Here is a 24432-nt window from a genome sequence, read left to right on the forward strand (position 1 = left end):
GGTTCCGGGCGGCGGCCGCGACGTGTTAGGCTCGCGCGCCTCTCGTCGAGTAGGATCAAAAGCCGTGGCGCTGAGAAAGCTATCTGCCTATCGTAAGAAGCGGGATTTCGACAAGACCGCCGAGCCTTCGGGCGACGTCAAAGTCACGCCTGCCGGACGGTTGCGCTTCGTGATCCAGAAGCACGATGCGACGCGCCTGCATTACGATCTGCGTCTGGAATATGGTGGCGTGTTCAAATCCTGGGCGGTCACCAAGGGTCCGTCGCTCGACCCGCACGACAAGCGGCTGGCGGTGGAGGTCGAGGATCATCCGCTCGATTACGGCGACTTCGAAGGCATGATTCCGGAAGGTGAATATGGCGGTGGCACCGTGATGTTATGGGATCGTGGCTATTGGGAAAGCGACGATCCCGAGCGTGGCTTCAAGAACGGCGATTTGAAGTTCACGTTGAGCGGCAAGAAGCTGCACGGCAGCTGGGTGCTGGTGCGCATGCGCCACGATCGTACCGGTAGCAAGCGGACCAATTGGCTTCTGATCAAGCATCGCGACGAATTCGCGCGCGAAGGCGAGGCCAACGACATCCTGGCACAGGACAGATCGGTCGCCTCGGGTCGCACGATGGCGCAGATTGCGGCCGGCAAGGGCAGGGCGCCGAAGCCGTTCATGCTGGCGAAGGCGAAGTCGGCGAGCGCAGACGCGGTCTGGCACTCCAATTACGAGGAGATGCAGGAGCGCCCGCGGAAGGCGACTGCGAACAAGCCTGCCGCGAAGAGCGTCGAGCCTAAGAAGGTCGCGGTGATGCCGGACTTCGTTGCGCCGGAGCTTTGCACCTCGGTGGAGCAGCCGCCGGCAGGAGCGGATTGGGGGCATGAAATCAAGTTTGACGGCTATCGGGTCCAGATCAGGGTTGAAAGCGGCGAGGTGACGCTGAAGACTCGCAAGGGCTTGGACTGGACCCCGAAGTTCGGTGCGATTGCGGATCAGGCAACGAAACTTCCGGACGTGCTCATCGATGGCGAGGTCGTGGCCCTGGATGCGGAAGGGAATCCGAATTTCTCTGCCTTGCAGGCCGCCCTCTCGGAAGGGAGGACCGACCAGCTGATCTATTTTGCGTTCGACCTGCTATTTGCTGAGGGGCTGGATCTCCGCCGACTGCCGCTGCGCGAGCGTAAGGCGCGTCTGCAGAAGCTGCTGAAGGCAAATATCAAGGGCAAGAACCCGCCCATCCGTTATGTCGAGCATTTCGAGAGCGACGGTGAGACGGTGCTGGAGTCCGCGCGCAAGCTGAAGCTGGAGGGTATCGTTTCGAAGCGGCTTGATGCGCCCTATCATTCCGGTCGCAGCGAGAGCTGGACCAAGGCGAAGACGCGGCCGGGCCATGAGGTCGTGATCGGCGGTTGGAAGACGACGAACGGCAAATTCCGCTCGCTGATGGTCGGCGTCAACAAGGATGATCATCTCGCTTACGTCGGCGTCGTGGGGACCGGCTTCGGCCAGGACAAGGTCAAGCAGATCATGCCGGCGTTGAAAGCGGCGGCGTCCGACAAGAACCCGTTCAGCGGCGAGAATGCCCCGCGCAAGTCGCGCGATATGCATTGGCTGAAGCCGGAGCTGGTCGCTGAGATCGAGTTCGCCGGATGGACCGATGGTGGCAACGTGCGGCAGGCGTCGTTCAAAGGGCTGCGTCAGGACAAGCCCGCGAAGGAGGTCGTAGCCGAAGAGCCGGTCATGACAAAGGTCAGGAAGCCGGTCGCGCGCGCGGCGGCGACCGTCGCCAGCGCCGGCAGCGCCGTGTTCGAGACGCCATCTCGGTCGAAGCGCGGCGCCGAAGTGATGGGCGTGGTGATTTCGAACCCCGACAAGGCGCTGTGGCCGGACGACGGCGATGGCGAGCCGGTCAGCAAGCTCGACCTCGCGCGCTATTTCGAGAGCGTCGGCGAGTGGATGATTGGCCACCTCAAAGGCCGGCCATGCTCCATCGTGCGTGCTCCCGACGGCATCCACGGCGAGATATTCTTCCAGCGTCATGGCATGCAGGGCACATCGGAGCTGCTTGAGCTTGCGAAGGTCTCTGGTGACCGCAAGCCGTACCTCGAGATCGATCGCATCGAGGGATTGGCTGCGGTGGCGCAGGTTGCCGCGGTCGAACTGCATCCCTGGAATTGCGCGCCTTACGCCTATGACGTACCAGGTCGGCTCGTATTCGATCTCGATCCCGCGCCGAATGTCCCGTTCGATGAAGTGATCGCGGCGGCAAAGGAGATGCGGCAGCGGCTCAAGAGCTTGGGGCTTGAAAGCTTCTGCAAGACGACCGGCGGCAAGGGCCTGCACGTGGTGACGCCCTTGCAATACGGCGCGCGTGACAAGGTGACGTGGCCGGAAGCGAAGAAGTTCGCACAAGGCGTTTGCCAGTGGATGGCGAATGACAACCCGGAGCAGTTTCTGCTCAACATGTCCAAGCGTCTACGCAAGGGTAAGATCTTCCTTGACTACCTGCGCAATGACCGGATGTCGACGGCGGTAGCCGTCCTGTCGCCGCGCGCGCGTGAGGGCGCCACTGTCTCGATGCCGCTGACCTGGACTCAGGTGAAGGACGGGCTTGATCCCAAGCGTTACACCATCCGCACGGTGCCAGCGCTGCTTGCCAAGACGACGGCCTGGGCGGGCTATGACGAGGCTGCAGGCGCCATCAAGGCGGCAATCAAGCAGCTCGCGAAGAAGCTATGAGTTGGCGAAGGCACTGCCTCGAATACGGCTCTTGCTATCATTGAGGGGGGCTGAAAGGAGGGGGCATGGTGTCACCACGCCCGCCTCGCTCGATCATCGAAAATGCTGTCGGCTCAGATGCGTCCGAGCAGGACCAGGATCAGCACGATGATGACGATCAGGCCCAAGCCGCCGCCGCCATAATAGCCGGTGCCATAGAACGGTCCGCCGCCAATGCCCGAGAAGCCGCCGAGCAACGCAATCACGAGAATGATCAGGATGATGGTTCCGATTGTCATGACGTATCCCTCCTCCGCCCGGCAGCGGGGCGGCCATTTGCTCTGCCTTCGCCGAGGAAACTGGTCGGAACTTCGAAAGTTCCGGAACCGGAGCCAGGAAAATCACTCTGTGTCTTTGCGGTCGCGCCCGGCGTAACTACATCTGATCGATTGGGCAGGAAGGAGATTTCGATGTCAGCGCCGCTTGTCATCTCAATTCCGCACCGTCTCGGCAAAGATGAGGCAGTACGTCGCCTGCAGAATGGACTGACGCGCGCTGCGGCAAGTGTGCCTGTCCTGAAGGTCGATGAGGAACGCTGGGAGGGCGACCAGATGTTCTTTCGTGTCCGTGCGCTTGGGCAGGCTGCGTCAGGCCGCATCGACGTGGCGGACGAATACGTCCGTGTGGAGCTCGTCCTACCCTGGCTATTGCAGCGCTTTGCTGAAGCGGCGCAAGCCGCCATTCGCAACCGCGGGCAGTTGCTCCTCTCGAAGAAGAGCTAGCCAGATGAGGCGTCGGCTCGCGCGGGCATTTGTTTCTGCGCTGGGTGCGCTGCACCCTCGACGCGCGCGTTCACGACGGCGATCGGCAAATGGTTGAACAGCGATGAGACCGGAAGCTCGCTCGTACGCTCTCGGCCTGCAATCCTATAGCCCTCGATGCGCACCGTCGCATCGAATGCCTCCGCACGGGGCCAGACGCGGCCGCCGTCGGTCAGCGGTGCAAAGGTACGGGGAACGACCGTGATGGCGGCATCGCGGCCGCGGCGACGTGCGAATGCGATGATGTGGTCGCGATGCGGCCCGCTGACCGCAAGCGGTTCGTAGTTGCCCTCCGTGAACACGGCTGCAAATTCAGTTCGCAGCTTGAGCAACTGTCTTGTCCAGGCCAATTTGATCCGGCCATCCGGCCAGTTTTGCACCAAGTCCACCCAATCCGGGTTCTCGACGTCGCGCAATGCGGCCGCGCGCGCCGCAAAATCGACCGGCCGCCGGTTGTCGGGGTCGACCATCGACAGATCCCAGAACTCGGTGCCCTGGTAGAAGTCGGGGACGCCCGGCATGGTCACCTTCAGCGTAACCTGGCTCAACGAGTTGAGCGCCCCCAGCAGCGCAAGACGTTTGGCCAGAGTATGCAGCGATTGCAGGAATTCCGGCGATCGCCCGCGGTCTAGCATGCGTTCGATGAAGAGGTGCAAGCCCTTCTCGTAAGCCTCGTTGGGATTGAGCCAGGACGTCTCCTGCTTACCCTCGCGCGCAGCCTTCAGTGCATAGGCCTGGAGCCGCTCCGGCAATGCATCGTCATGCCCGTGGGCAGGCCATATGGCGACCAAGGTCTGGTACAACATATATTCGAAGGTGGCCGAGGGCGCGCGGATATCGCCTTCCGTCACGACATTCGGCGCATTCAATAGCTTCCAGCGCGCAACCGCGGAGGTCCACTCGTTGGGAAGTTCGGTCAGCGCCATCAGCCGCGCGCGGGCGTCTTCGCCGCGCTTGGTATCGTGCGTTGCCGTTGCTGTCATGCCATGCGGCCAACCCTTAGCACGCTGGCGCATGAGCTCGTGAAAATCCGCAATCGACAGACCTGTCGCCGCCGCATCGCCGCCGACTTCATTCAATGCCAGGAGACGATGGAAGCGGTAGAAGCTGGTGTCTTCCAGCGACTTCGCCATCATCGGACCCGTGAACTGCTGCACCTTCAGGGCAAAGCGCCGCACGCGTGGAACGCTATGTGAGGTGCGACGGTCGCGCTTGATGAGGTCCATGGTGAGCGCGTCACGCAGGAAGTCGAAGATGGAGCCATCTGATGCAAACCACTCGGCCCGCGCGCGCTCGATCGTGCGATCGATCATGGCCCGATCGGCCGCCGTCGGGCTCGCGGCGGTCAAATAAGTGCGGTAGACGGGAAAGTGCAGTACATAGAGCTCGAGCGCCTGACGCAGACTGTCTTCCGAATAGTCCCGGGTCGAGTAGTGACCGTTGGCGATGCGCGCGAGCAGCCGTGTCAGCACGATGAACTCGCTCGTCAGCAGCGTTTCGAGCACGCGCCGCTTGGCTTCCTTCAACACCGGCTCGAGCCGAGGCGAAGTGCTGCTGATCTGGCGCCAGATCTCGTCGAGCGGCTCCAGGCCCTTGCGATCGATCAGCACCTGGGTGATCACATTCATCCACTCGTAGCCGGTAGTGCCGTGCACGCCGACGAAGCGCGGCAGCTTCTCTTGCTCGCAGACGATCTTCTCGACGACGATGTAGAGTGGCTGCACGGCTGGGCTGCGCGCGTCGCGGATGAGCCGGCGCAGTCGCTGAAAATATTGTGCGGGGTCGCGCAGGCCGTCGATATGATCGAGACGAAGGCCATGCAACTGACCTTCGGCCATCAGCTTCTTCACCAGACGGTGGATCGCTTCGAAAGTGCGGGCGTCCTCCACCCGCAGGCCGGCCAGCGTGTTGACGTCGAAGAAGCGCCGATAATTGATGTCGCTGGATGCGAGCCGCCAATGGCCGAGCTTGTAATGCTGCCGCTCCAGGAGGTGGTGCAGAGCCAGCGTCTGCGCCGGACGATCGGGGCCGGCGCGATAGGCCTCAAGCCCTTTCACGATGATCTCGGCCCCGCCGGATATATCCTTCAGGGCCGCCTTGAAGGTCGGTGCTTCCTTTCGGTTCGGATGGCGGAGGCCGTGATAGCGCGAGGCGAGCTCCAGGATTCGCTGGCCGGCGTCGCTCTGTTCGGCACCAGCCTCCTTGACGATCACCCGCAGGATCTCGGCGTAGCGCTCCGGTGCGATCGGCAGGCGATGCTCGAAATACCAGCAGGAGAAGCTGCCTTCCTCGGGATCGTAGTGCAGCTCGATCTCGCCACGTTCGAGCGCCTCGCCGTAGAACGAGCCGATGATCGGCAGCAGCACGCCGCCGCGGGCACGATAAGGCAACTGATCCCAATCGATATCGAAAGAGACGGCATGCGGCGATGCCTGGCCCCATTCGAGCACGTCGAGCCACCAGGGATTGTCGTCATAATGCACGCCGACATGGTTCGGCACGAAGTCGAGGATGAGCCCGAGATCGTTCTGCTTCAGCGCGGCGCCCAGCCGCGCAAAGCCTTCTTCGCCACCCAGCTCCGGATTGAGTTTGGTGTGATCGGTGATGTCGTAGCCATGCGTCGAGCCTTTGCGCGCCTTCATGAAGGGCGAGGCATAGAGATGGCTGATGCCAAGCGCCTTCAGATAGGGGACGACGCGCGCAGCCTCATCGAAGTTGAAATCCGCGGTGAGCTGCAGGCGATAGGTGGCAAGGGGAATGGCCGGAGGCATGCTATCCTCCGATGCTCCAGTACACCGACCAGGGTGGCAGGCGATCCGCGGGTGGTCCGCCCCAGATCAGCGTGCCCGGTAAAGGCGATGAAGGGCCAGCGATCTCCTTGTCTGAAACATTGGCGAGCAGGCGCAATTTGGTACCGTCGCCCATGACCCAGTAAGCAGTCAGGAGTCCTTCGTCGCTGACATGGGCCTCGCCGAAATGCGCGCCGGGAAGCCTTGGCGCGATCTCCTTGTGGCGCAGCGTCAGCAGCCCGCGGACCAGCGCCAGGCGTTCCTTGCCCGGGCTTGCATTGCAGGCGTCCCAATCGATGACGGCTGATTTGAACGTTTCGATATCGAGCGGGTCCGGCACCTCGTCGCCATATTTGGCGTAGGCCCACTCGTACTCGGTGCGGCGTCCCTTGCGCACGGCGTGCGCGAGGTCGCCCTTGAAGTCGCAGAAGAACGGGAAGGTTCGCGTTGACCCCCATTCCTCGCCCATGAACAGCATCGGCACTGTCGGCGCCAGCAGCGTCACTGCGAGCGCGGCGGCAATGCCCTCCGGCTTTGCCAAGGCTTCGAGCCGGTCGCCGAATACGCGGTTGCCGATTTGGTCGTGGTTTTGCAGAAAGTTGACGAAGGCGCCGGGTGCGAGGTGACCGCTCGGCTCGCCGCGGGGCTCACCACCCCAGAACGCGGCGCGCTCGCCCTGGTAGACGAAGCCGGAGCCGAGGGCGCGCGCGAGACCGTCGCGCGGAGAGTCCTGATAGTCGCCATAATAGCCGGCGCTTTCGCCGGTCAGCATCACATGCCAGACGTGGTGATAGTCGTCGTTCCATTGCGCCCGAAACTTGCCGCGCGGCGGCTCCTCGTTCGAATCCAGCATGCTGGCGCGATTGTCGCCATTTTCCAGCACCAAATGGATGTGCCGTCCGCTCTGCTCGGCGAATTCGCCGACCGCCGCGCTGAGTTCGTGCAGCATCGGCACCTCGCCTGGCGGCGTCAGGATATGGTTGATGGCATCGAACCTGAGCCCATCGAAGCGGTAGTCGGACAGCCAGTGCAGCGCGTTCTCGATCGCATAGGCGCGCACCTCGGGCCGGCCATAATCGATCGCCGCACCCCAGGGGGTATGCGCATCGGTGAAGAAGGTCGGCGCGTAGCGGCCGAGATAATTCCCTTCCGGGCCGAAATGGTTGTAGACGACGTCCACGAACACCATCAGCCCGCGCAGATGCGCTTCGTCAATCAGGGTGCGCAGATCGTCGGGACGGCCATAGCTGCTGTCGGGCGCATAAAGCAGCACGCCGTCATAGCCCCAGTTGCGGCAGCCTGCGAAGTCCGCCAGCGGCATCAGCTCGAGCGCCGTGATGCCGGTCTCGACCAGGTGGTCGAGCTTGTCGATCATGGCGCGGTAGGTGCCGTCAGGTGTGAAAGCGCCGACATGGCTTTCCAGAAACACCGCGTCCTGCCACGGGCGGCCGCGCCAGTCCTTGGCGCGCCAAGGAAAGCTGGCGTGATCGATCACCTCGCTCGGGCCGGAAACGTCCTCTGGCTGGAAGTCCGAGCCGGGGTCCGGCACATCGAGATCGTCATCGATCCGGAACTTGTAGCGCGCGCCGGCGCCGAGGCCCGTCACGTGGAGGACATACCACCCGTCTTCAGTGCGCTGCATCGGCCGCAGCGTGTCGAGCACAAGATCCACGCGCTTGGCGCCAGGAGCCCAGAGGCGGAATGAGACGCCGTCCTTGGTCAGGTGAGGACCAAACTGACGGGGCCTCATGACAGGCCCGCAAAAGCCAGAACCGAGCGGGGTGGTGCCTCGAGCTCGGTGCCGGAAGCGAAGTCAACCGGCATCTGCTTGACTTCCGCGGTATTGAGCACCTGTTGCCACGTCTTGTATTCGGCGAGCTTAGGCAATTTGAATCCGATCTGTTCGGGGGCAGCGTTCAGAACGATAAAGATCGGAGCTTGCTCCGGTTCCACCGGACCGAGCACATAGGCGAGAAATCGACCGTCAGGAAATGTCCAGTCCGCCTGCGTCATTTCCTCCGCGGAGGGAGTGAGCCACAGCACGCCGAAGCTGTCATCCGGGCGCCGGCCATCGAGCCATCGGCGTGCGCGGATCTGGCCGAATCGACGCCGCAGCTCGGTCAGATGGCCGATGAAGTCGATGAGATCGTCGCCCTCGCCGCCCATCCCGCTCCAATCGACCCAGCCGACCTCGTTGTCCTGACAGTAGGCGTTGTTATTGCCATTCTGCGAATTGCCGACCTCATCGCCTGCGAGCAGAAGCGGCAGGCCTTGCGCGAGGAACAGACAGGCGAGCTGGTTCTTGCGCAACTGCCGGCGCAATGCGTTGATCGCGGGATCGTCAGTCGGGCCCTCGACACCGCAATTGTTGCTATGGTTGTCGTTGGAGCCGTCGCGATTGTCTTCGCCGTTGGCTTCGTTGTGTTTGGAATTGTAGCTGAAGAGGTCGGCCAGGGTGAAGCCGTCATGGACGGTGACGTGATTGACGCTGGCGCGCTGGGTGCGACCGTCGTGATTGAAGAGGTCGGAGGAGCCGGTCATCCGGCTCGACACCTCTCCGATCAGGCTGCCTTGGCCGCTCCAGTAGCGGCGCATCGCGCTACGATAACGATCGTTCCATTCCGACCATTGCGAGGGAAACGCGCCGACCTGATAGCCGCCGAGACCGACGTCCCAGGGTTCGGCGACGAGCTTCACGCCGGACAGGACGGGGTCCTGACGGACCGCAGTGAGGAAGCCGCTGGAGCGGTCGTAGCCGCGTGACCCGCGTGCCAGCGTGGTTGCAAGATCGAAGCGGAAACCGTCGACGTGGCAGACTTCGACCCAATAGCGCAGCGAGTCCATCACCATCTGCAGTACGCGCGGATGGGTCAGGTTGACCGATGAGCCGCAGCCGGTGAAGTCGTCATAGTAGCGCGGATTGTCCGGCTTCAGCCAATAATAGGAGGCGTTGTCGATCCCGCGATAGCAAAGTGTCGGGCCGAGGTGATTGCCCTCGGCCGTATGATTGTAGACGACGTCCAGCATCACTTCGATGCCGGCATCGTGGAGCCTCGCCACCATCGTTCTGAACGAATCGAGCGGATTGTCCTGCGCATAGCGCGGCTCAGGGGCGAAATAGGAGATCGTGTTGTAGCCCCAATAGTTCACGAGCTTCTTCTCGACCAGCATGCGGTCGTCGATGAAGGCGTGAGCCGGCAACAGCTCGATGGTCGTGACGCCGAGCCGTTTGAGGTGTTTGACCATGGCCGGCGACGACAACCCGCCATAGGTGCCGCGCAGGTTCGGCGGCACATCCTCGCGCTTGATGGTCAGCCCTTTGACATGGGCCTCGTAGATGATCGTGTCTTCCCATGGAATCGAGGGGCGCATCTCGCGCCGCCCCCAATTGAAGGTCTCGTCGACGACGACGGCCTTCGGCATGCCGCGTGCATTGTCGCGCCGGTCGAAGGAGAGATCCTCCCGCGGGCTTCCGGCGCGATAGGCGAAATGGGCATCGCTCCAGACCAGGCGGCCGGCGAGCCGCTTGGCATAGGGATCGAGCAGCAGCTTGTGCGGATTGAACCGGTGGCCGCGCTCGGGCTCATAAGGGCCATAGACCCGATAGCCGTAGAGCTGTCCCGGCGACACGTCGTTGAGATAGCCGTGCCAGACATCCTCGGTCCGTTCCGGCAGCTCGATGCGCTCGATTTCGCGCCGGCCCTGGCTGTCGAACAGGCAGAGTTCGACCTTTTCTGCGTTGGCTGAAAACAATGCAAAATTGGTCCCTCGCCCGTCCCAGCTTGCACCGAGACGGGTGGGAGTTCCGGCCAACAGCCGCATCGAGTCAGCCTTCCGGGACGAGAAATACCGCTGCCAGGGGAGGGAGGATGAGGTTGAGCTCGTTTTGACCTTCAGAGGCATGGACCTCGCCGACATTCCCGACATTGCTGCCGCCGTAATGAACGGAATCCGAATTGAAAACTTCCCGCCATATGCCACCGAAGGGCACGCGGACTTTGTAGTTATAATACACGTTCGGCGAGAAATTCACGACGACGACGCAGCGCGCGCGCGGGTCGCGCCCCTTGCGCAGCCAGGCGAACACGTTGCGGTCGGCATCGTCGGTGATGAGCCATTCGAAACCGTCCGGCTCGCAATCGCGCTCGTACAGCGCAGGCTGATTGCGGTAGAGCCGGTTGAGGTCTCGGATCAGCGCTTGGATGCCGGCATATTTCGGTTGGCTGAGGAGATGCCAGTCGAGCGACTGATCGTGGTTCCATTCGCGCTCCTGGGCGAGCTCGCATCCCATGAACAGGAGCTTTTTGCCGGGATGGCCGAACATGAAGCTGTAATAGGTGCGCAGGTTGGCAAAGCGCTGCCAGTCGTCGCCCGGCATCCGGCCCAGGATCGAGCGCTTGCCGTGCACGACCTCGTCGTGCGAGAGCGGCAGGATGAAATTCTCGGAAAATGCGTAATGCAGGCCGAACAGGATTTCGCCGTGGTGATATTTGCGGTGGATCGGATCCTTGCTGATGTAGCGCAAGGTGTCGTGCATCCAGCCCATGTTCCACTTGTAGCCGAAGCCGAGGCCGCCGAGCTCGACCGGGCGTGACACTTGCGGCCAGGCCGTGGATTCCTCCGCCGCGGTGGTGGCTTGGGGGAAATGATGAAACACTTCGGTGTTCACGCGACGAAGAAACTCGATGGCCTCGAGATTTTCCCGTCCGCCATATTTGTTCGGGATCCAGCCGCCCGAGGGACGGCTATAGTCGAGATAGAGCATCGATGCGACGGCATCGACGCGCAGCCCGTCGATCGCATAGCGCTCAAGCCAGAACAGCGCGTTCGAGCGCAGGAAGTTCGCAACTTCGGTGCGGCCATAATTGTAGATCAGGGTGCCCCAATCGAGATGGCGGCCCTGCATCGGGTTGGCGTGCTCATAAAGCGCGGTGCCGTCGAAATGGCCGAGCCCATGTGGATCGTCGGGGAAATGGCCGGGGACCCAGTCGAGCCAGACGCCGAGCCCCTCACGATGACAGGCATCGACGAGAGCGCAGAAGTCCTCCGGGCTGCCGAACCGGCTGGTCGGCGCGAACAGGCCTGTCGGCTGGTAGCCCCAGGAGCCGTCGAACGGGTGCTCGCTGACTGGCAAGAACTCGATATGGGTGAAGCCCATGTCGCGGGCATAGCTCGGCAATTGCTCGGCGAGCTCGCGATAGCTCAGCCACTGATCCCCCGCCTTGCGTCGCCAGGAGCCGAGATGCACTTCGTAGATCGAGATCGGCCTGTCCAGCGCGTTGATGCCGGATGGCGCCGGTTGCGGGTGCGGCAGCCTGGTCTCGTCGATCACGATCGAAGCCGTCTTCGGGCGCAGTTCGGCCGCGAAAGCCATCGGGTCCGACTTGAGCGGCAGGTGCTCGCCATGCGGGCCGATGATGTCGAATTTGTATTTGTCGCCGGTCTTGGCGTGCGGAATAAACAGCTCCCAGTAGCCATTGCCCCGCACCCGCATCGGATGCCGCCGCGCATTCCAGAAGTTGAAATCTCCGACCACGCTGACCCGCCGTGCGTTCGGCGCGAGCACGACGAAACCGACGCCGTCGACGCCCTCCAGCACCATCGGATGTGCGCCGAGCTTGTCGTAGAACCGCTGGTGCGTGCCCTCGCCGAGCAGATGCAGGTCGAAATCGCTCAAGATCGGCGGGAAGCGATAGGGATCATCGAGGTCGACCACGTGCTCGCCGAAATGCGCCCGCAGGCGGTAGCGTTGCGGGCCGCCTGCGATCGCCCCGGCGAACAGGCCGGATTCGTGGATACGCGCCAGCGGCGCGACCTCACCGTGTTCGCCGACCACGTCAACGCGCGACGCTTCGGGCAGCAGCGCGCGGACGACCGTCTTATCCTCAACTAGGTGTTGGCCGAGATAGCGAAACGGGTCGGCATGCCGACCCTCAATGATCGCAAACGCCTCGGGGGAAAGATGGGTCATGAGGACTCGCTGGCTGACAGAGACATAACGCGAAGCAGGTTACTGAAAGCAATACGCAGCCGATCTGGCCGGTGAGCCAGATCATAATCGAGTTCTGCGACAGCCCTTTCCAGCATGAAAAAGCGCAACATTGCCTCGGCCGCGTGTGGATCGGCCGGCCAGAGGCGTTGATTCGCCTTGATCTCGCGGTATCCGGCCAGAAAGGCGGCGACAGCGTGATCACGCCAAGCCATCAGCGCTGTACCGAGCCGGCCATGATCGTCGGAAGCGGTGGCCAGGGCGCGCTCGAGCGCTGCCCGCGCCGAGCAATCGATCGACCGGACGAAGCCGGCAACGTCGCGCGCCGGCGGCGTCTTGCGACGGCGCTCGGCGAGCGGCAGCTCTTCGTCGCCGTCGAAGTCGACAATGAAGATGTCGTCCTTCACGATCAGGACCTGTCTCAGATCGAAGTCGCCATGACCGCGAATCTTGAGACCATCAATGTCCTGGGGCCGCAGCGCACCGAGCTGCTCGGAGAGATCTGACTGTCTTGCGAGCACCTGATCGACCAGGGCGCGGTCGGCGTCCTTGAAGCGGTCACGGCGCTCACTCAAGGTCGCGAACACCCGGTCGGCTTGGGCGCGGATGCCGTCGACCCAATGCTCGATATCATCGGGGCGGATCGATTCGGGCGCGAAATCAGGGAGGTCTGCGCGCGATGCGAGCACGGCGTGCAGTTCGCCGACGCGACGGCCGGCCTGCATCATATAGCGCAGGTAAGGCGGCTGTTCCTGGCTCGAGCGCGGGTCGTCGTTCGTCGCCCGGATGCGCTGTTCGTCGATGAAACGATCGAGGTAAGCCGCGCTCACGGTCCAGCCGTCGCCCTGATTCTCGATAAAGCCGTGTACGATCCCGACCGCCTGATGTTCGTCCTCGTGGATCAGCTCGACGCTGCCGAGCAGCGGCGGGACATTGGGGAAGGGGGCGATCTCGGTGAGGAAGCGGCCGATCTCGATCTCGGGATGTGGGCCGGCCTCGAGCTGGCGGTAGATCTTGATGAAGAACGCGCTGTCGACCACGGCCTTGCTGCTGCAGCGATCGGTCTCGATGACTTTGATCTGGTCCGTTTCGCGGATCGGCTTGTGGGGAAATCTGCTGGTCGGGCGGAATTCCAGCCGCAGACCGTTCTCTTCCACCGTCAGCGACTGCCGCAGATTGCGCAGCAGCAGCGCCAGGAAGATTGGGCTGGTCGGGACATCAAGCAAGGTGCCTTCGCGCGCGCCCTGGCGGACGGCGGCAAAGGCTTGCGGATTGTAACGCTCCCGGTCGAAGCGCACCCATTCGATCTGCATCGGCAGCAGATAGCGAAGCGACTGCGGCCGTTCCGCGGCTTTGAAAAAGATCAGCCAGGGCCGATTGTCGCCGATATCGCAGAATGGAATCGCGGCGGTGAGCGTCGGATGAATCTCCTCTGCCTGGTGGACGGGGTACCAGCGGGTCCGTGCCAGGAAGCCCGGTAGAACGTCGCGCTCGAAGACGCTGCGGGTGCGCGCGAGCGACACCCAGGTGGAGCCGAGCGGCACCACCAGCGTTTCGAATTCCGGCACCACGCGCTGGACGACCGGCTCGGACTTGTCGCGCTCCTTCAGTTGGAACCAGTAGAAGCCGTAAGGCCCCAGCGTGATCATATAGGGCAGCTCGCCGATCGCGGGAAAGCGCGAGCGGCCCAGCATCTCGATCGGGATGCGGTCCTTGAATGCGGAGAGATCGAGCTCGGTCGCCTGCGCCGAGCGTGAGAGGTTGGCGACGCAAAGGATCACCTCATCCTTATATTGCCGGACATAGGCGAGCACCGCCCGGTTGGCCGGCCGGATGAAGCTCATGGCGCCGCGGCCAAAGGCGAGCGTGCTCTTGCGCACCGAGATCAGCTTCTTGGTGGCATTCAACAGCGAGGACAGGCTACGCGACTGCGCCTCGACATTGACCGCCTCATAGCCATAGACCGGGTCCATGATCATCGGCGCGTAGAGCCGGGCAGGGTCGGCGCGCGAGAAGCCACCATTGCGGTCCGGCGTCCACTGCATCGGCGTGCGTACACCGTTGCGGTCGCCGAGATAGATGTTGTCGCCCATGCCGATCTCGTCGCCGTAATAGATGATCGGCGTGCCCGGGAACGACAGCAGGAGCGAGTTCATCAGCTCGATCTTGCGCCGATCATTATCCATCAAGGGGGCGAGCCGGCGGCGGATGCCGACATTGATCCGCGCCCGCGGATCGTTGGCATAGGTCGACCACAGATAATCGCGCTCGACATCGGTAACCATTTCCAGCGTCAGCTCGTCATGGTTGCGCAGGAACAGCGCCCATTGGCAGTTCGTCGGAATGTCCGGGGTCTGGCGCAGGATGTCGGTGATCGGAAAACGGTCTTCCTGGGCGATCGCCATATAGATGCGCGGCATAAGCGGGAAATGATAGGCCATGTGGCATTCGTCGCCCTGGCCGAAATATTCCTGCACATCCTCCGGCCACTGATTGGCTTCGGCGAGCAAGAGCTTGCCTTGCGCGTAATTGTCGAGCTCGGTCCGGAGCCGCTTGATGACGGCATGCGTCTCGGGAAGGTTCTCGTTGTTGGTGCCATCACGCTCGCAGAGATAGGGAATGGCGTCCAGCCGGAAGCCGTCGACGCCGGCGTCCAGCCATCGCTTCATCACCTGGATGATGGCGTTGACCACGCGCGGATTGTCGAAATTGAGATCCGGCTGGTGCGAGAAGAAACGATGCCAGTAGAACTGGCCGGCTTCATGGTCCCAGGTCCAGTTCGACTTCTCGGTGTCCGTAAAAATAATCCGCGTGCCCAGATATTTCTGGTCGGTATCGCTCCAGACATACCAGTTGCGGGCACTCGAGCCCGGCGCGCTTCGGCGGGCGCGCTTGAACCAGTGGTGCTGGTCCGAGGTGTGGTTGACGACGAGCTCGGTGATCACCCGCAAGCCCCGGCGCTTCGCCTCCTGGATGAAGCGCTTGAAATCCTTCATCGTCCCGAAATCGGGATTGACGCTGCCGTAATCGGAGATGTCGTAGCCGTCATCGCGGCCGGGGGAGGGATAGAACGGCAACAGCCAGAGTGCCGTCACGCCGAGGTCCTGCAGATAATCGAGCTTCTCGGTCAGCCCGACGAAGTCGCCGATGCCGTCATTGTTGCTGTCGGCGAAGGCCTTCACGTGCAGTTGGTAGATGATGGCATCCTTGTACCAGAGGCCGTCGCCTTCCAGGTCGGGGGCGAGATCGGTCGCATCCAGGGACGACAAAAGGTTCATGAGACCCTCACGCTTCTCAGCTGCGGACGAAGTGGCGGACAGAGAGAAAGGTGGGTTCGATCCGCCGGATGCGGCTCTCCCGACAAGAGGGCAAAATAGGGGAAAATCGGTCGGGAATGGAGCCGCTCCCGACGGTTTGAGAGAATTTGTTCACGGTGATGCCATTGACAAGAAACTGACGTCCCGTTTCGTTGCCGAAACGAGACGCCGACCCTATACAAAGCCGCTCGTCCGGCCTTGGTTCCCTGCGGAACCCAAGGCCGGGCGGTGCGTTAGGCGAGACTATCCTCTTGTGGTCCCACAACAATTCCGTGACGTCTGACCCCGTTGCGGGGAAACTGCGTGCCGAATGGATCTCTTCAGCCAAGCCCAAAGCCTCGGAATCCTGACCGAATTTTTCGATGGTCAGGGGCGCCGCCATGTCACCGATGAAGCAGCGCTGAAGATCATCATCGAAGCCTTTCCCCAACCGACGCCGCGCCGGCTGCTCGACGGCACCGTGGTGATTCGTACCGGTCAGCCGGCGCGCAGTCGGCTCGGCGAGGCCGCCAAGCTGCCGGTCAGCTGGACCATCAGAAGCGGAGACGAGCCGATTGCGGTCGGCAAGGCCGACGAGCCGATGATCGAGTGGCCGGACGATCTTCCTGTCGGCTCCTATCGGCTGCAACTCATCGATGCGTCATTGTGCCGTGAGGAGCTACCGCTGATCGTGGCACCGCAGAAGGCATTCGGTGGCGACTTCGACCGCGGCTGGCTGCTTGCCGTGCAGCTTTACAGCATTCGCTCCGGCCGCAATTGGGGCATGGGCGATTTCACCGATCTTGCCGGCCTGGTCGAGCTTGGCGCGCAGCTCGGGGCCGATGGGGTCGGGCTCAATCCGCTGCATGCGCTGTTCGACGACCGGCCCGGGGACTTCAGTCCTTATGCGCCGAACAGCCGGCTGTTTCTCAATGCACTTTACATCGATGTCGAGAAGGCGCCGGGTTTCCAGGGCGGGATCGATCGTGCCGGGCTGAAGGCCGTCAGGCAGACCGAGCATGTGGATTATAAGAACGTTGCGGCCTTGAAGTGGCCGGCCTTGCGCGCAGCTTTCGCCGCCTTTCGTCGTGGCGGTGCGGCCGCGGATGCGGCTGAGTTCGCAGCCTATCGCGCTGAACGCGGCGAGCTCCTCGAACGGTTCTGCTGCTTCGAGGTGCTGCGTCACCGGTTCAATCAGCCCTGGTGGGAGTGGCCGCAGGAATGGCGGCAGCCAGATGCGGCCCGATGCCGTAAGCTGCTGCAAGGCCCTGAGCGCGACGAAGCCGACTTCGTGGCCTATGTGCAATGGCTTGCTGAGCGCCAATTGCGCGCCTGTAAGGAGCTCGCCGGCCGGCTCGGCATGAAGGTCGGGCTCTATCTCGACGTGGCCGTGGGCGTGCAGGCCGACGGTTTCGATGCCTGGAACGAGCAGGAGGCGATCTCGCGAACCTTATCGGTCGGCGCGCCGCCCGACCCGTTGAACACGCTCGGACAGAACTGGGGCCTTGCCGGTTTCAATGCGCCGGGTCTCGAGCTCAGGTCGTTCGAGCCGTTCAGGGAGATGATCCGCGCCTCGATGCGCCACGCCGGCGCGATCCGGCTCGATCACGTCCTCGGATTGAAGCGGCTCTATCTCGTGCCGCATGGCTTTCCGGCGCGGCAAGGCGCCTATGTGCAGATGCCGTTCGATGCGCTGCTTGCGGCCACTGCACTGGAAAGCGACGCCAACGCATGCGTGGTCATCGGGGAAGACCTCGGCACGGTGCCGCAAGGTTTTCGCGAGCAGATGGTCGACTGGGGCGTTTGGTCCTATAAGGTCCTGATCTTCGAGCGCGAAGACAACGGCCATTTCCGTGACGTCGATTATTACCCGCCGAATGCACTGGTGACGCTGAACACACACGATCTCTCGACCTACGCCGGCTGGCGCTCGTTCGGCGACCTCAAGACCAAGCGGTCGCTGGGAATCGATCCCGGCGAGACCGACGAGCAACGCTGGCGTGCGCTCGGCATGCTGGACGAGGTGCTGGGGCACAACGCGATCCACAAGAACGATGTCTATTCGGCCATCGGCTTCCTGTCCCGTACGCGCTCCCGCCTGCTGGCCATCTCGCTGGAGGATCTGCTCGGCGTGGTCGATCAGCCCAATATTCCCGGCACCATCGATGAGCATCCGAACTGGCGCCAGAAAATTCCAGTTGCATTGGAAGACATCACCAACGCTGTGGACTGCACCGCGTTGACGACGGCAACCGCCGAGCGGATCAGTGCGGCGGCGATGAAGTAACCGAACAGAGCGGGGCACTCTGACATGGTGGGCGTTTGCATCAGAGGGTGGAATGTCCTGCAGAATCGAAGACTATGCCCTGATTGGCGATTGTGAGACCGCTGCGCTCGTCAGCCGCAATGGATCGATCGACTGGCTGTGCTGGCCAGCTTTCGATTCGGATGCCTGCTTTGCAGCTCTGCTGGGCGATCACAATAACGGTCGCTGGCTGATCGCGCCCAAGGATGAGGTCAAGAGCTGCTCCCGGCGCTATCGCGGCGACACCCTCATCCTGGAAACGCGGTTCGAGACGGATGAAGGCGTGGTCGAACTGATCGACTTCATGCCTCCGCGCGGCCACGCCTCGGACATCGTCCGAATGGTTCGGGGCGTCAGCGGCACTGTGACGATGCGGATGGATATGATCATTCGCTTCGGCTTCGGCGTCGATATTCCCTGGGTCAGGCGCTCGGAGGACCGTACCGCGCTGCTCGCGATCTGCGGGCAGGACATGGCGGTGTTGCGCACCCCGGTCGAAACCCGCGGTGAAAACATGACAACGGTCGCCGACTTCACGGTCAAGACGGGCGAGACCGTGCCCTTCGTGCTGACCTATACGCCATCGCACCTGCCGCCGGCGCGCCCGATCGATCCTGATTGCGCCCTCGCCGACACCGAAAAGTTCTGGCACAGCTGGTCCAGCCACTGCAGCTATCGGGGCCACTGCCGCGAGCTCGTGCTGCGCTCGCTCATCACGCTCAAGGCGCTGACCTATGCGCCGACCGGCGGCATCGTGGCGGCGCCGACCACGTCGCTGCCGGAGAAGCTCGGCGGCAAGAGGAACTGGGACTACCGGTTCTGCTGGCTGCGCGATGCGACTTTCACCCTGCTGGCGCTGATGAACTCCGGCTATACCGAAGAGGCGGTGGCGTGGCACAATTGGCTGTTGCGCGCCGCAGCCGGAGCTCCGGCTCATATGCAGATCATGTACGGCATCATGGGACAACGGCGGCTGACCGAATGGATTGCGGAGTGGCTCTCGGGCTATGAAGGGTCGCAGCCGGTGCGGATCGGCAATGCCGCGCATGCGCAGCTGCAGATCGATGTCTTCGGAGAACTGATCGACGCCTTCCATCAGGCGCGCATGGCCAAGCTCAAGCTCTATGATGGCACCTGGGCGCTGGAATGCGCCGTGCTGGATCATCTCACGGATGTGTGGGACGAGCCCGATCACGGCATCTGGGAAATCCGCGGGGATGGCCGCCACTACGTTTTCTCCAAGGTGATGGCCTGGGTGGCGTTCGATCGCGCGATCAAGAGCGCGGAGAAGTTCGATCTCGACGCGCCGCTCGATCGCTGGTGCCGCCTGCGCGAGACGATCCACGAGGATGTGTGCGCGAAAGGCTTCGATTCCGCGCTGAACACCTTTGTCGAGTCCTACGGTTCGAAACTGCTCGACGCGAGCCTGTTGTTGCTGCCGGCGGTTGGCTTCCTGCCGTGTTCGGACGCGCGCATTCGCGGCACCGTCGAAGCGGTCGAGCGTCATCTGATGCGAGACGGTTTCGTGCTGCGCCACGACCCCCGCGAGCTGCGGGCCGATGAGCAGGAGCCGATCGAAGGCGCGTTTCTGGCCTGCACGCTGTGGCTCGCCGACGCACATGTTCTTGCGGGCAACGCCGCGAAGGCCGAAGCCCTGTTCACGCGTGTGGTCGAGATCGCCAACGATGTCGGGCTGCTCGCCGAGGAGTACGACACCCGCGCGCGGCGTCAGACCGGGAACTTCCCGCAGGCCTTGACGCACATCGCGCTTATCAATACTGCGCACAATCTGAGCGCTGCGAAAGCCATGAGCAAGAAGCCGGCCATACAGCGGTCGGAGTCCTGATAGTTAAAACACAGCGGCCCCGCGTCTTAACGCTTGGCGTTCTCGCCCAAGATCATCTCGATCGCGTTGGCAAAGCCCTCATCCTCGTTCGAGGTGGTGATACGGCTGGCATAGCCCTTCACGTCGTCGCTGGCATTGCCCATCGCAATCGATAACCCGCTCACCTTGAACATCGCGACGTCGTTGTGCATGTCGCCGATGGTCGCGACGGATTCCAGCGGAATCCCGAGCCGCTCGGCGGTCGCGGTGACGAAGGTGCCTTTGTCGCGGCCGGGCGGGGTGATGTCGAGATAATAGCTTTGCGAGCGCACGGCGAGCGCCTCGGCGCCGAGGGCCTCGCGCATCGCCCCCTCGCAGCGGACCAGGAGTTCGAAATCTCGGCTCGAGCCCACGATCTTGCAGGCGTCGGAGACGTAAGGCGAGAAGTCGTCGATGACGGTCGGATCGGCCCGGATCGCGCGCTTCTCGTTCGGCACGTAGTCGCCATCCGGCTTGCGCGTCAGCCAGGCATCGTTGGTGAACAGCCAGGTATCGACGCCGAACTGATGGAACAGATCGAGACTGCGCTCCGCGGCCGATCGCGGGATCAGGCTCTGCTCGATCGGATCCATGTTGGGGCTGACGATCGAACTGCCGTTGAAAGGACCGACCGGAAGGCTGATCTGCAGCGGCTCGACCAGGAAGCGCATGCCGATCGCGGGCCGGCTTGAGGTGATGGTGAAGGCGATGCCTGCCTCGTGCAGGCGCTGAGCTGCGCTCCGCGCGCGATCGGTCAGGACCTTGTCTTTGGTCAGCAGGGTGCCGTCGACGTCCGAGACGACGAGCGCAATACGGGACATCAGGAACTCCTGTTTGGCTGATAGCCTGGATCGATGTCGAGCTGCTGCAAGATGCGATCCACGATCACCTCGACCGGTGCGTCGACGGAGACCGTGACGGGATGCTCTTGATCGGCAGGTGGTTCCAAGGTCGCGAATTGGCTGGCAAGGAGACCGGGCGGCATGAAATGCCCCTTGCGATGACCTATCCGGTCCGCGATGAGCGCCTCGCTGCCCTTGAGGTAGACCATGCGGATGTCGTCGCGGCCATGCACGAGGATGTCGCGATAGGCCTTCTTGAGCGCCGAGCAGGCAATGATGACGTGCTCGCCGGCGGCGCGGCAGCGCTCGATTTCGGCCGCGATCGCCTGCAGCCAAGGCCACCGATCCGCGTCGGTCAGGGGATGGCCAGCGCTCATCTTGGCGACGTTGGCGGCGGGGTGAAAACGATCGCCGTCTTCGTAGCGCCAGCCGAGCCGGGCACTCAGTGCTTCGCCGATCGTGCTTTTTCCTGAGCCCGACACGCCCATGATCACCAGTGCGGAAGGCAGGTCAGACGTCAGGTTGTTCACTCAAGTTCTCCGGCCAGGCCGCCGCATCGATCAGGAAGATGGTCTCCTGATCCGAACGGGCGTGATTGGCCGGCAGATTCTCGCCCGAAAGCACGCGCGTCAAGATCGAACGCTTGTCCGCGCCCGCCACCTCGAACAGCATTTTGCGGCAGGCGTTCAGGGCGGGGAAGGTCAGGGTCACCCGAGGTACCAACGGTGCGACGTTGGCCTTTCCGACGCCAACGACCCAGCGATCGCGCACCTCGGTGGCCGGAAAGCCGGGGAAGAGTGAGGCGACATGCCCATCCGGCCCGATGCCGAGCAGCACCAGGTCGAACAGTGGTCGCGCCGGATCGAGGGCATCTGCACCGTAAAATTCCTGCAGCGTGCGCTGATAGGCGCGGGCGCTCTCATGCACATCCCCTGCTCCCGTCGGAATAGGGTGGATATTCGCAGCCGGTGCGCAGGCGTCCAGGAACGCCTGCCGCGCCATTGTCATGTTGTGGAGTGCATCGCCGGGCGCGACGAAGCGCTCGTCCCCTATGAACCAGTGGACGCGATCCCATGGCAGGCGGCGACGGAAGGGCTCGGCCCCCAGCAACTGATACAACTGTTTCGGGCTGGAGCCGCCGGTGAGGCAGATTGCGACACGGCCTGGATTGGCATCGATCTGCGCCAACAAGTGCTCGGCGGCCGCCCTCGCCATCGCTTCCTTGTCGGCGAGACGAACCAGCTGGCGTCCTGAACCCGACATCGTCAATCGAGCTTTCGCCAGCTGCGGCCGTCGCGCGTCAGCAGCTCGGCGGCGGTGGCCGGGCCGTCGCTGCCGGCTGCATAGGTCTGCAGGCCGTGATGGCCGGCCTTCTTCCACGCCTCGATGAATGGCTGCACAGCCCTCCAGCCAGCTTCCACACTGTCGGCGCGCTGGAACAGGATATTGTCACCAATCATGCAGTCATAGATCAGCGTTTCGTAACCGGTTGCGGGCTCGGCCTGGAAATAGTCCTTGTAGTTGAACTTCATCTGCACGCCGTCGGTGCGGACCGACGGCCCCGGCACCTTGGTGTTGAACTGCAGGGTGATACCCTGGGCAGGCTCGATGCCGATGACGAGATAGTTCTCGGCAAGCGTCTCGACCGGCGTGCAGCTGAACATCGCGAACGGCGCCTGGCGGAACTTGATCGCAACTTCCGTGCGCTTCAGGCCGAGCGCTTTGCCCGTCCGCAAGTAGAACGGCACGCCGGCCCAGCGCCAATTGTCGATCGTGAGCTTCAGCGCGGCATAGGTCTCGGTCGTGCTTTCCGGATCGACCTCCCGGGTGCTGCGATAGTCGGGAAGCCTGGTGTCGCCGATGTGACCGCTGGTATATTGGCCTCGGACCGAGTTTTGCAGCGCCTCGGCTTCGGTCTGGATCTGGATCGCGGACAGCACCTCCGCCTTCTCCGAGCGCACGGTATGCGCATCGAACCGCGCCGGAGGCTCCATGGCGACCAGCGACAACAGTTGGAAAAGATGGTTCGGGACCATGTCGCGCAGCGCGCCGGTCGCATCATAGAAGCTGCCGCGGGTGCCGACGCCAAGCTTCTCTTCGACCGTGATCTGGATGTGGTCGATGTGGTGGCGGTTCCAGATCGGCTCGAACATGCCATTGGCAAAGCGCAGCACCAGGATGTTCTGCACCGTCTCCTTGCCGAGGTAGTGATCGATCCGGTAGATCTGGTGCTCGGTCACGAGCTTCAGGAGCTCGTCGTTGAGTGCCTTGGCGGAGGCGAGGTCGGTGCCGAAAGGTTTCTCCACCACGAGCCGCCGCCACGCGCCGCCTTCCTCACGCAGCAGGCCGACGCGGCCGAGCTGGCGGGCAATCGGCGCAAACGCGCTGGGTGGCGTCGCCAGATAAAACAGACGGTTGCCGCCGGTCTCGCGATTGGCTTCCAGCTTCTCCAGCCGTGACTTCAACGCATCGAAACTGTCGGGCTCCGATGGATCGGCCTCGATCGCGGTGACGCATTGGAGCAGCCGCTTCGCGATCTCGTCCTCGATCGGCCGGGTCGCGAATTTGCGCAAACCCTCCATCAGGTCGTCGCGCAGCTTCTCGCTCGGCATACCTTTGCGGGTGATGCCGACGATGCAGAAGCGATCCGGCAGCAGATTGGCGGCGGCGAGATTATAGAGCGAAGGGATCACGAGGCGATGGGTGAGATCCCCGGTCACGCCGAAGATCACGAAGGCGCAGGAGTCCGGCTTCTGATACTCATATGATCCGTTCGCCATCGCTCATGCCTTTGGCTTGACCATCTCGGGGGCCGCTTGGCGCGCCGGATCAGCATGCTGCTCGGGCTCCTTGTGGCCACCGAACCCTTCCCGCATTGCGGATAGAATTTTTTCTGCGAATGTGTGTTCCTGTCGGGAGCGGAAGCGGGCGAACAGCGCTGCGGTCAACACTTCGGCCGGCACGGCCTCGTCGATCGCGGCGTTCACTGTCCAGCGGCCTTCGCCGGAATCTTCCACAAAGCCCGAATATGTCTCGAGGCTGGGCTGCCTTGCGAGCGCGATCGCGGTGAGATCGAGCAGCCAGGATGGGATGACGCTGCCCCTGCGCCAGACCTCCGCGATATCGGCAAGATCGAAATCGAAGCGGTGATCGGCCGGCAGCACCTCGCTGCTGGCATTCTTGAGGATGTCGAACCCCTCGGCATAGGCCTGCATCAGGCCATATTCGATGCCGTTATGGATCATCTTGACGAAGTGGCCAGCACCGATCGGACCGGCATGGAGATATCCCTGCTCGACGCGTCGGTCACGCTTGTCACGGCCGGGCGTACGCGAGATCTCGCCGACGCCCGGAGCAAGCGCGGCGAAAATCGGATCGAGCCGGTCCACCACGGCCTTCTCGCCGCCGATCATCATGCAATAACCGCGCTCCAGGCCCCAGACGCCGCCGGACGTGCCGACGTCGACATAATGCAGGCCGCGCTCCTTCAGAGCCTTGCCGCGGCGAACGTCATCCTGCCAGAAGCTGTTGCCGCCGTCGATGATGACGTCGTCGGGCTCCATCAGCTTGGTGAGTTGCTCGATGGTCGCCTCAGTGATCTTGCCCGCCGGCAGCATGACCCAAACGGTACGAGGCTTGTCGAGCTTGGCAACGAACTCGTCCAAACCACCAGTACCGATCGATCCGTCCGCGGCGAGCGCCGCGACCGCTTTCGGGTCGCGGTCATAAACGACGGTAGAGTGTCCTGCGCGCATCAGGCGGCGGACGATGTTGCCGCCCATCCGCCCAAGGCCAATCATGCCGAGCTGCATCACTTGC

15 protein-coding genes are annotated in these 24432 nt (G+C 62.9%); 4 read left to right on the plus strand and 11 right to left on the minus strand.

Annotation, left to right across the window (positions count from 1 at the left end; translation table 11 throughout):
* Positions 1 to 64: 64 nt before the first annotated feature.
* The gene (gene ligD, locus QX034_RS18360) at positions 65 to 2728 is read left to right on the plus strand and encodes a DNA ligase D (RefSeq protein WP_315701108.1); all 2664 of its coding nucleotides are present in this window, start codon (positions 65 to 67) and stop codon (positions 2726 to 2728) included.
* Positions 2729 to 2841: 113 nt separating this feature from the next.
* Here the strand turns inward: ligD and QX034_RS18365 are convergent, their stop codons facing one another.
* On the minus strand, positions 2842 to 3006 hold the full coding sequence (locus QX034_RS18365) for a DUF3309 family protein (protein WP_315701107.1): 165 nt from the start codon (positions 3004 to 3006) through the stop codon (positions 2842 to 2844).
* A gap of 171 nt (positions 3007 to 3177) precedes the next feature.
* Here QX034_RS18365 and QX034_RS18370 point away from each other — a divergent pair, with 171 nt between their 5' ends.
* Positions 3178 to 3489 carry a polyhydroxyalkanoic acid system family protein gene (locus tag QX034_RS18370; RefSeq protein ID WP_315701106.1) on the plus strand — a complete coding sequence of 104 codons (312 nt, stop codon included), beginning with the start codon at positions 3178 to 3180 and terminating at the stop codon, positions 3487 to 3489.
* Here QX034_RS18370 and treY read toward each other — a convergent pair.
* The 5 genes from treY to treS are packed head-to-tail and all read right to left on the minus strand — an operon-like array spanning position 3486 to position 15584.
* Positions 3486 to 6299 (minus strand): malto-oligosyltrehalose synthase, encoded by a 2814-nt coding sequence (gene treY, locus QX034_RS18375; RefSeq protein WP_315701105.1) that lies wholly within the window; start codon positions 6297 to 6299, stop codon positions 3486 to 3488. The genes QX034_RS18370 and treY overlap by 4 nt on opposite strands.
* 1 nt (position 6300) lies before the next feature.
* A complete protein-coding gene (treZ, locus tag QX034_RS18380; RefSeq protein WP_315701104.1) occupies positions 6301 to 8067 on the minus strand; it encodes a malto-oligosyltrehalose trehalohydrolase in 1767 nt (588 codons plus the stop codon).
* Positions 8064 to 10139, minus strand: coding sequence for a glycogen debranching protein GlgX (gene glgX, locus QX034_RS18385; protein ID WP_315701103.1), 2076 nt, complete (start codon positions 10137 to 10139; stop codon positions 8064 to 8066). The genes treZ and glgX overlap by 4 nt, the downstream gene beginning before the upstream one ends.
* A 4-nt stretch (positions 10140 to 10143) precedes the next feature.
* Positions 10144 to 12288, minus strand: coding sequence for a 1,4-alpha-glucan branching protein GlgB (gene glgB / locus QX034_RS18390; RefSeq protein ID WP_315701102.1), 2145 nt, complete (start codon positions 12286 to 12288; stop codon positions 10144 to 10146).
* Entirely contained in the window at positions 12285 to 15584 is a 3300-nt protein-coding gene (gene treS, locus QX034_RS18395) for a maltose alpha-D-glucosyltransferase (RefSeq protein WP_315701101.1), read from the minus strand. Before treS ends, glgB begins: the two co-directional genes overlap by 4 nt.
* 349 nt (positions 15585 to 15933) lie before the next feature.
* Between treS and malQ the strand changes: the two genes are divergently transcribed.
* Both malQ and QX034_RS18405 read left to right on the plus strand, forming a co-directional pair.
* Positions 15934 to 17889 carry a 4-alpha-glucanotransferase gene (malQ, locus tag QX034_RS18400; RefSeq protein WP_315701100.1) on the plus strand — a complete coding sequence of 652 codons (1956 nt, stop codon included), beginning with the start codon at positions 15934 to 15936 and terminating at the stop codon, positions 17887 to 17889.
* Between the two features lie 52 nt (positions 17890 to 17941).
* Entirely contained in the window at positions 17942 to 19753 is a 1812-nt protein-coding gene (locus tag QX034_RS18405; protein ID WP_315701099.1) for a glycoside hydrolase family 15 protein, read from the plus strand.
* A 26-nt stretch (positions 19754 to 19779) separates the two neighbouring features.
* Here the strand turns inward: QX034_RS18405 and QX034_RS18410 are convergent, their stop codons facing one another.
* The 5 genes from QX034_RS18410 to gnd form a co-directional block, all read right to left on the minus strand.
* Positions 19780 to 20592 carry an HAD family hydrolase gene (locus QX034_RS18410; protein WP_315701098.1) on the minus strand — a complete coding sequence of 271 codons (813 nt, stop codon included), beginning with the start codon at positions 20590 to 20592 and terminating at the stop codon, positions 19780 to 19782.
* On the minus strand, positions 20592 to 21143 hold the full coding sequence (locus QX034_RS18415; protein WP_315701097.1) for a gluconokinase: 552 nt from the start codon (positions 21141 to 21143) through the stop codon (positions 20592 to 20594). Before QX034_RS18415 ends, QX034_RS18410 begins: the two co-directional genes overlap by 1 nt.
* On the minus strand, positions 21124 to 21801 hold the full coding sequence (gene pgl / locus QX034_RS18420) for a 6-phosphogluconolactonase (RefSeq protein ID WP_315701096.1): 678 nt from the start codon (positions 21799 to 21801) through the stop codon (positions 21124 to 21126). The genes QX034_RS18415 and pgl overlap by 20 nt, the downstream gene beginning before the upstream one ends.
* A gap of 77 nt (positions 21802 to 21878) precedes the next feature.
* Positions 21879 to 23393, minus strand: coding sequence for a glucose-6-phosphate dehydrogenase (gene zwf, locus QX034_RS18425; protein WP_315701095.1), 1515 nt, complete (start codon positions 23391 to 23393; stop codon positions 21879 to 21881).
* Positions 23394 to 23396: 3 nt separating this feature from the next.
* A complete protein-coding gene (gnd, locus tag QX034_RS18430) occupies positions 23397 to 24425 on the minus strand; it encodes a phosphogluconate dehydrogenase (NAD(+)-dependent, decarboxylating) (RefSeq protein ID WP_315767233.1) in 1029 nt (342 codons plus the stop codon).
* Positions 24426 to 24432 lie beyond the last annotated feature (7 nt).

This window comes from Bradyrhizobium sp. SZCCHNR3119, from assembly GCF_032487775.1.
Taxonomy (GTDB): domain Bacteria; phylum Pseudomonadota; class Alphaproteobacteria; order Rhizobiales; family Xanthobacteraceae; genus Bradyrhizobium.

What these genes read in the sequence shown, in the direction of transcription:
- QX034_RS18365 (WP_315701107.1), bottom strand. Translation starts at nt 3,006, where the DNA reads ATGACAATCGGAACCATCATCCTGATCATTCTCGTGATTGCGTTGCTC.
- QX034_RS18370 (WP_315701106.1), top strand. Translation starts at nt 3,178, where the DNA reads ATGTCAGCGCCGCTTGTCATCTCAATTCCGCACCGTCTCGGCAAAGAT.
- treY (WP_315701105.1), bottom strand. Translation starts at nt 6,299, where the DNA reads ATGCCTCCGGCCATTCCCCTTGCCACCTATCGCCTGCAGCTCACCGCG.
- treZ (WP_315701104.1), bottom strand. Translation starts at nt 8,067, where the DNA reads ATGAGGCCCCGTCAGTTTGGTCCTCACCTGACCAAGGACGGCGTCTCA.
- glgX (WP_315701103.1), bottom strand. Translation starts at nt 10,139, where the DNA reads ATGCGGCTGTTGGCCGGAACTCCCACCCGTCTCGGTGCAAGCTGGGAC.
- glgB (WP_315701102.1), bottom strand. Translation starts at nt 12,288, where the DNA reads ATGACCCATCTTTCCCCCGAGGCGTTTGCGATCATTGAGGGTCGGCAT.
- treS (WP_315701101.1), bottom strand. Translation starts at nt 15,584, where the DNA reads ATGAACCTTTTGTCGTCCCTGGATGCGACCGATCTCGCCCCCGACCTG.
- malQ (WP_315701100.1), top strand. Translation starts at nt 15,934, where the DNA reads ATGGATCTCTTCAGCCAAGCCCAAAGCCTCGGAATCCTGACCGAATTT.
- QX034_RS18405 (WP_315701099.1), top strand. Translation starts at nt 17,942, where the DNA reads ATGTCCTGCAGAATCGAAGACTATGCCCTGATTGGCGATTGTGAGACC.
- QX034_RS18410 (WP_315701098.1), bottom strand. Translation starts at nt 20,592, where the DNA reads ATGTCCCGTATTGCGCTCGTCGTCTCGGACGTCGACGGCACCCTGCTG.
- zwf (WP_315701095.1), bottom strand. Translation starts at nt 23,393, where the DNA reads ATGGCGAACGGATCATATGAGTATCAGAAGCCGGACTCCTGCGCCTTC.
- gnd (WP_315767233.1), bottom strand. Translation starts at nt 24,425, where the DNA reads ATGCAGCTCGGCATGATTGGCCTTGGGCGGATGGGCGGCAACATCGTC.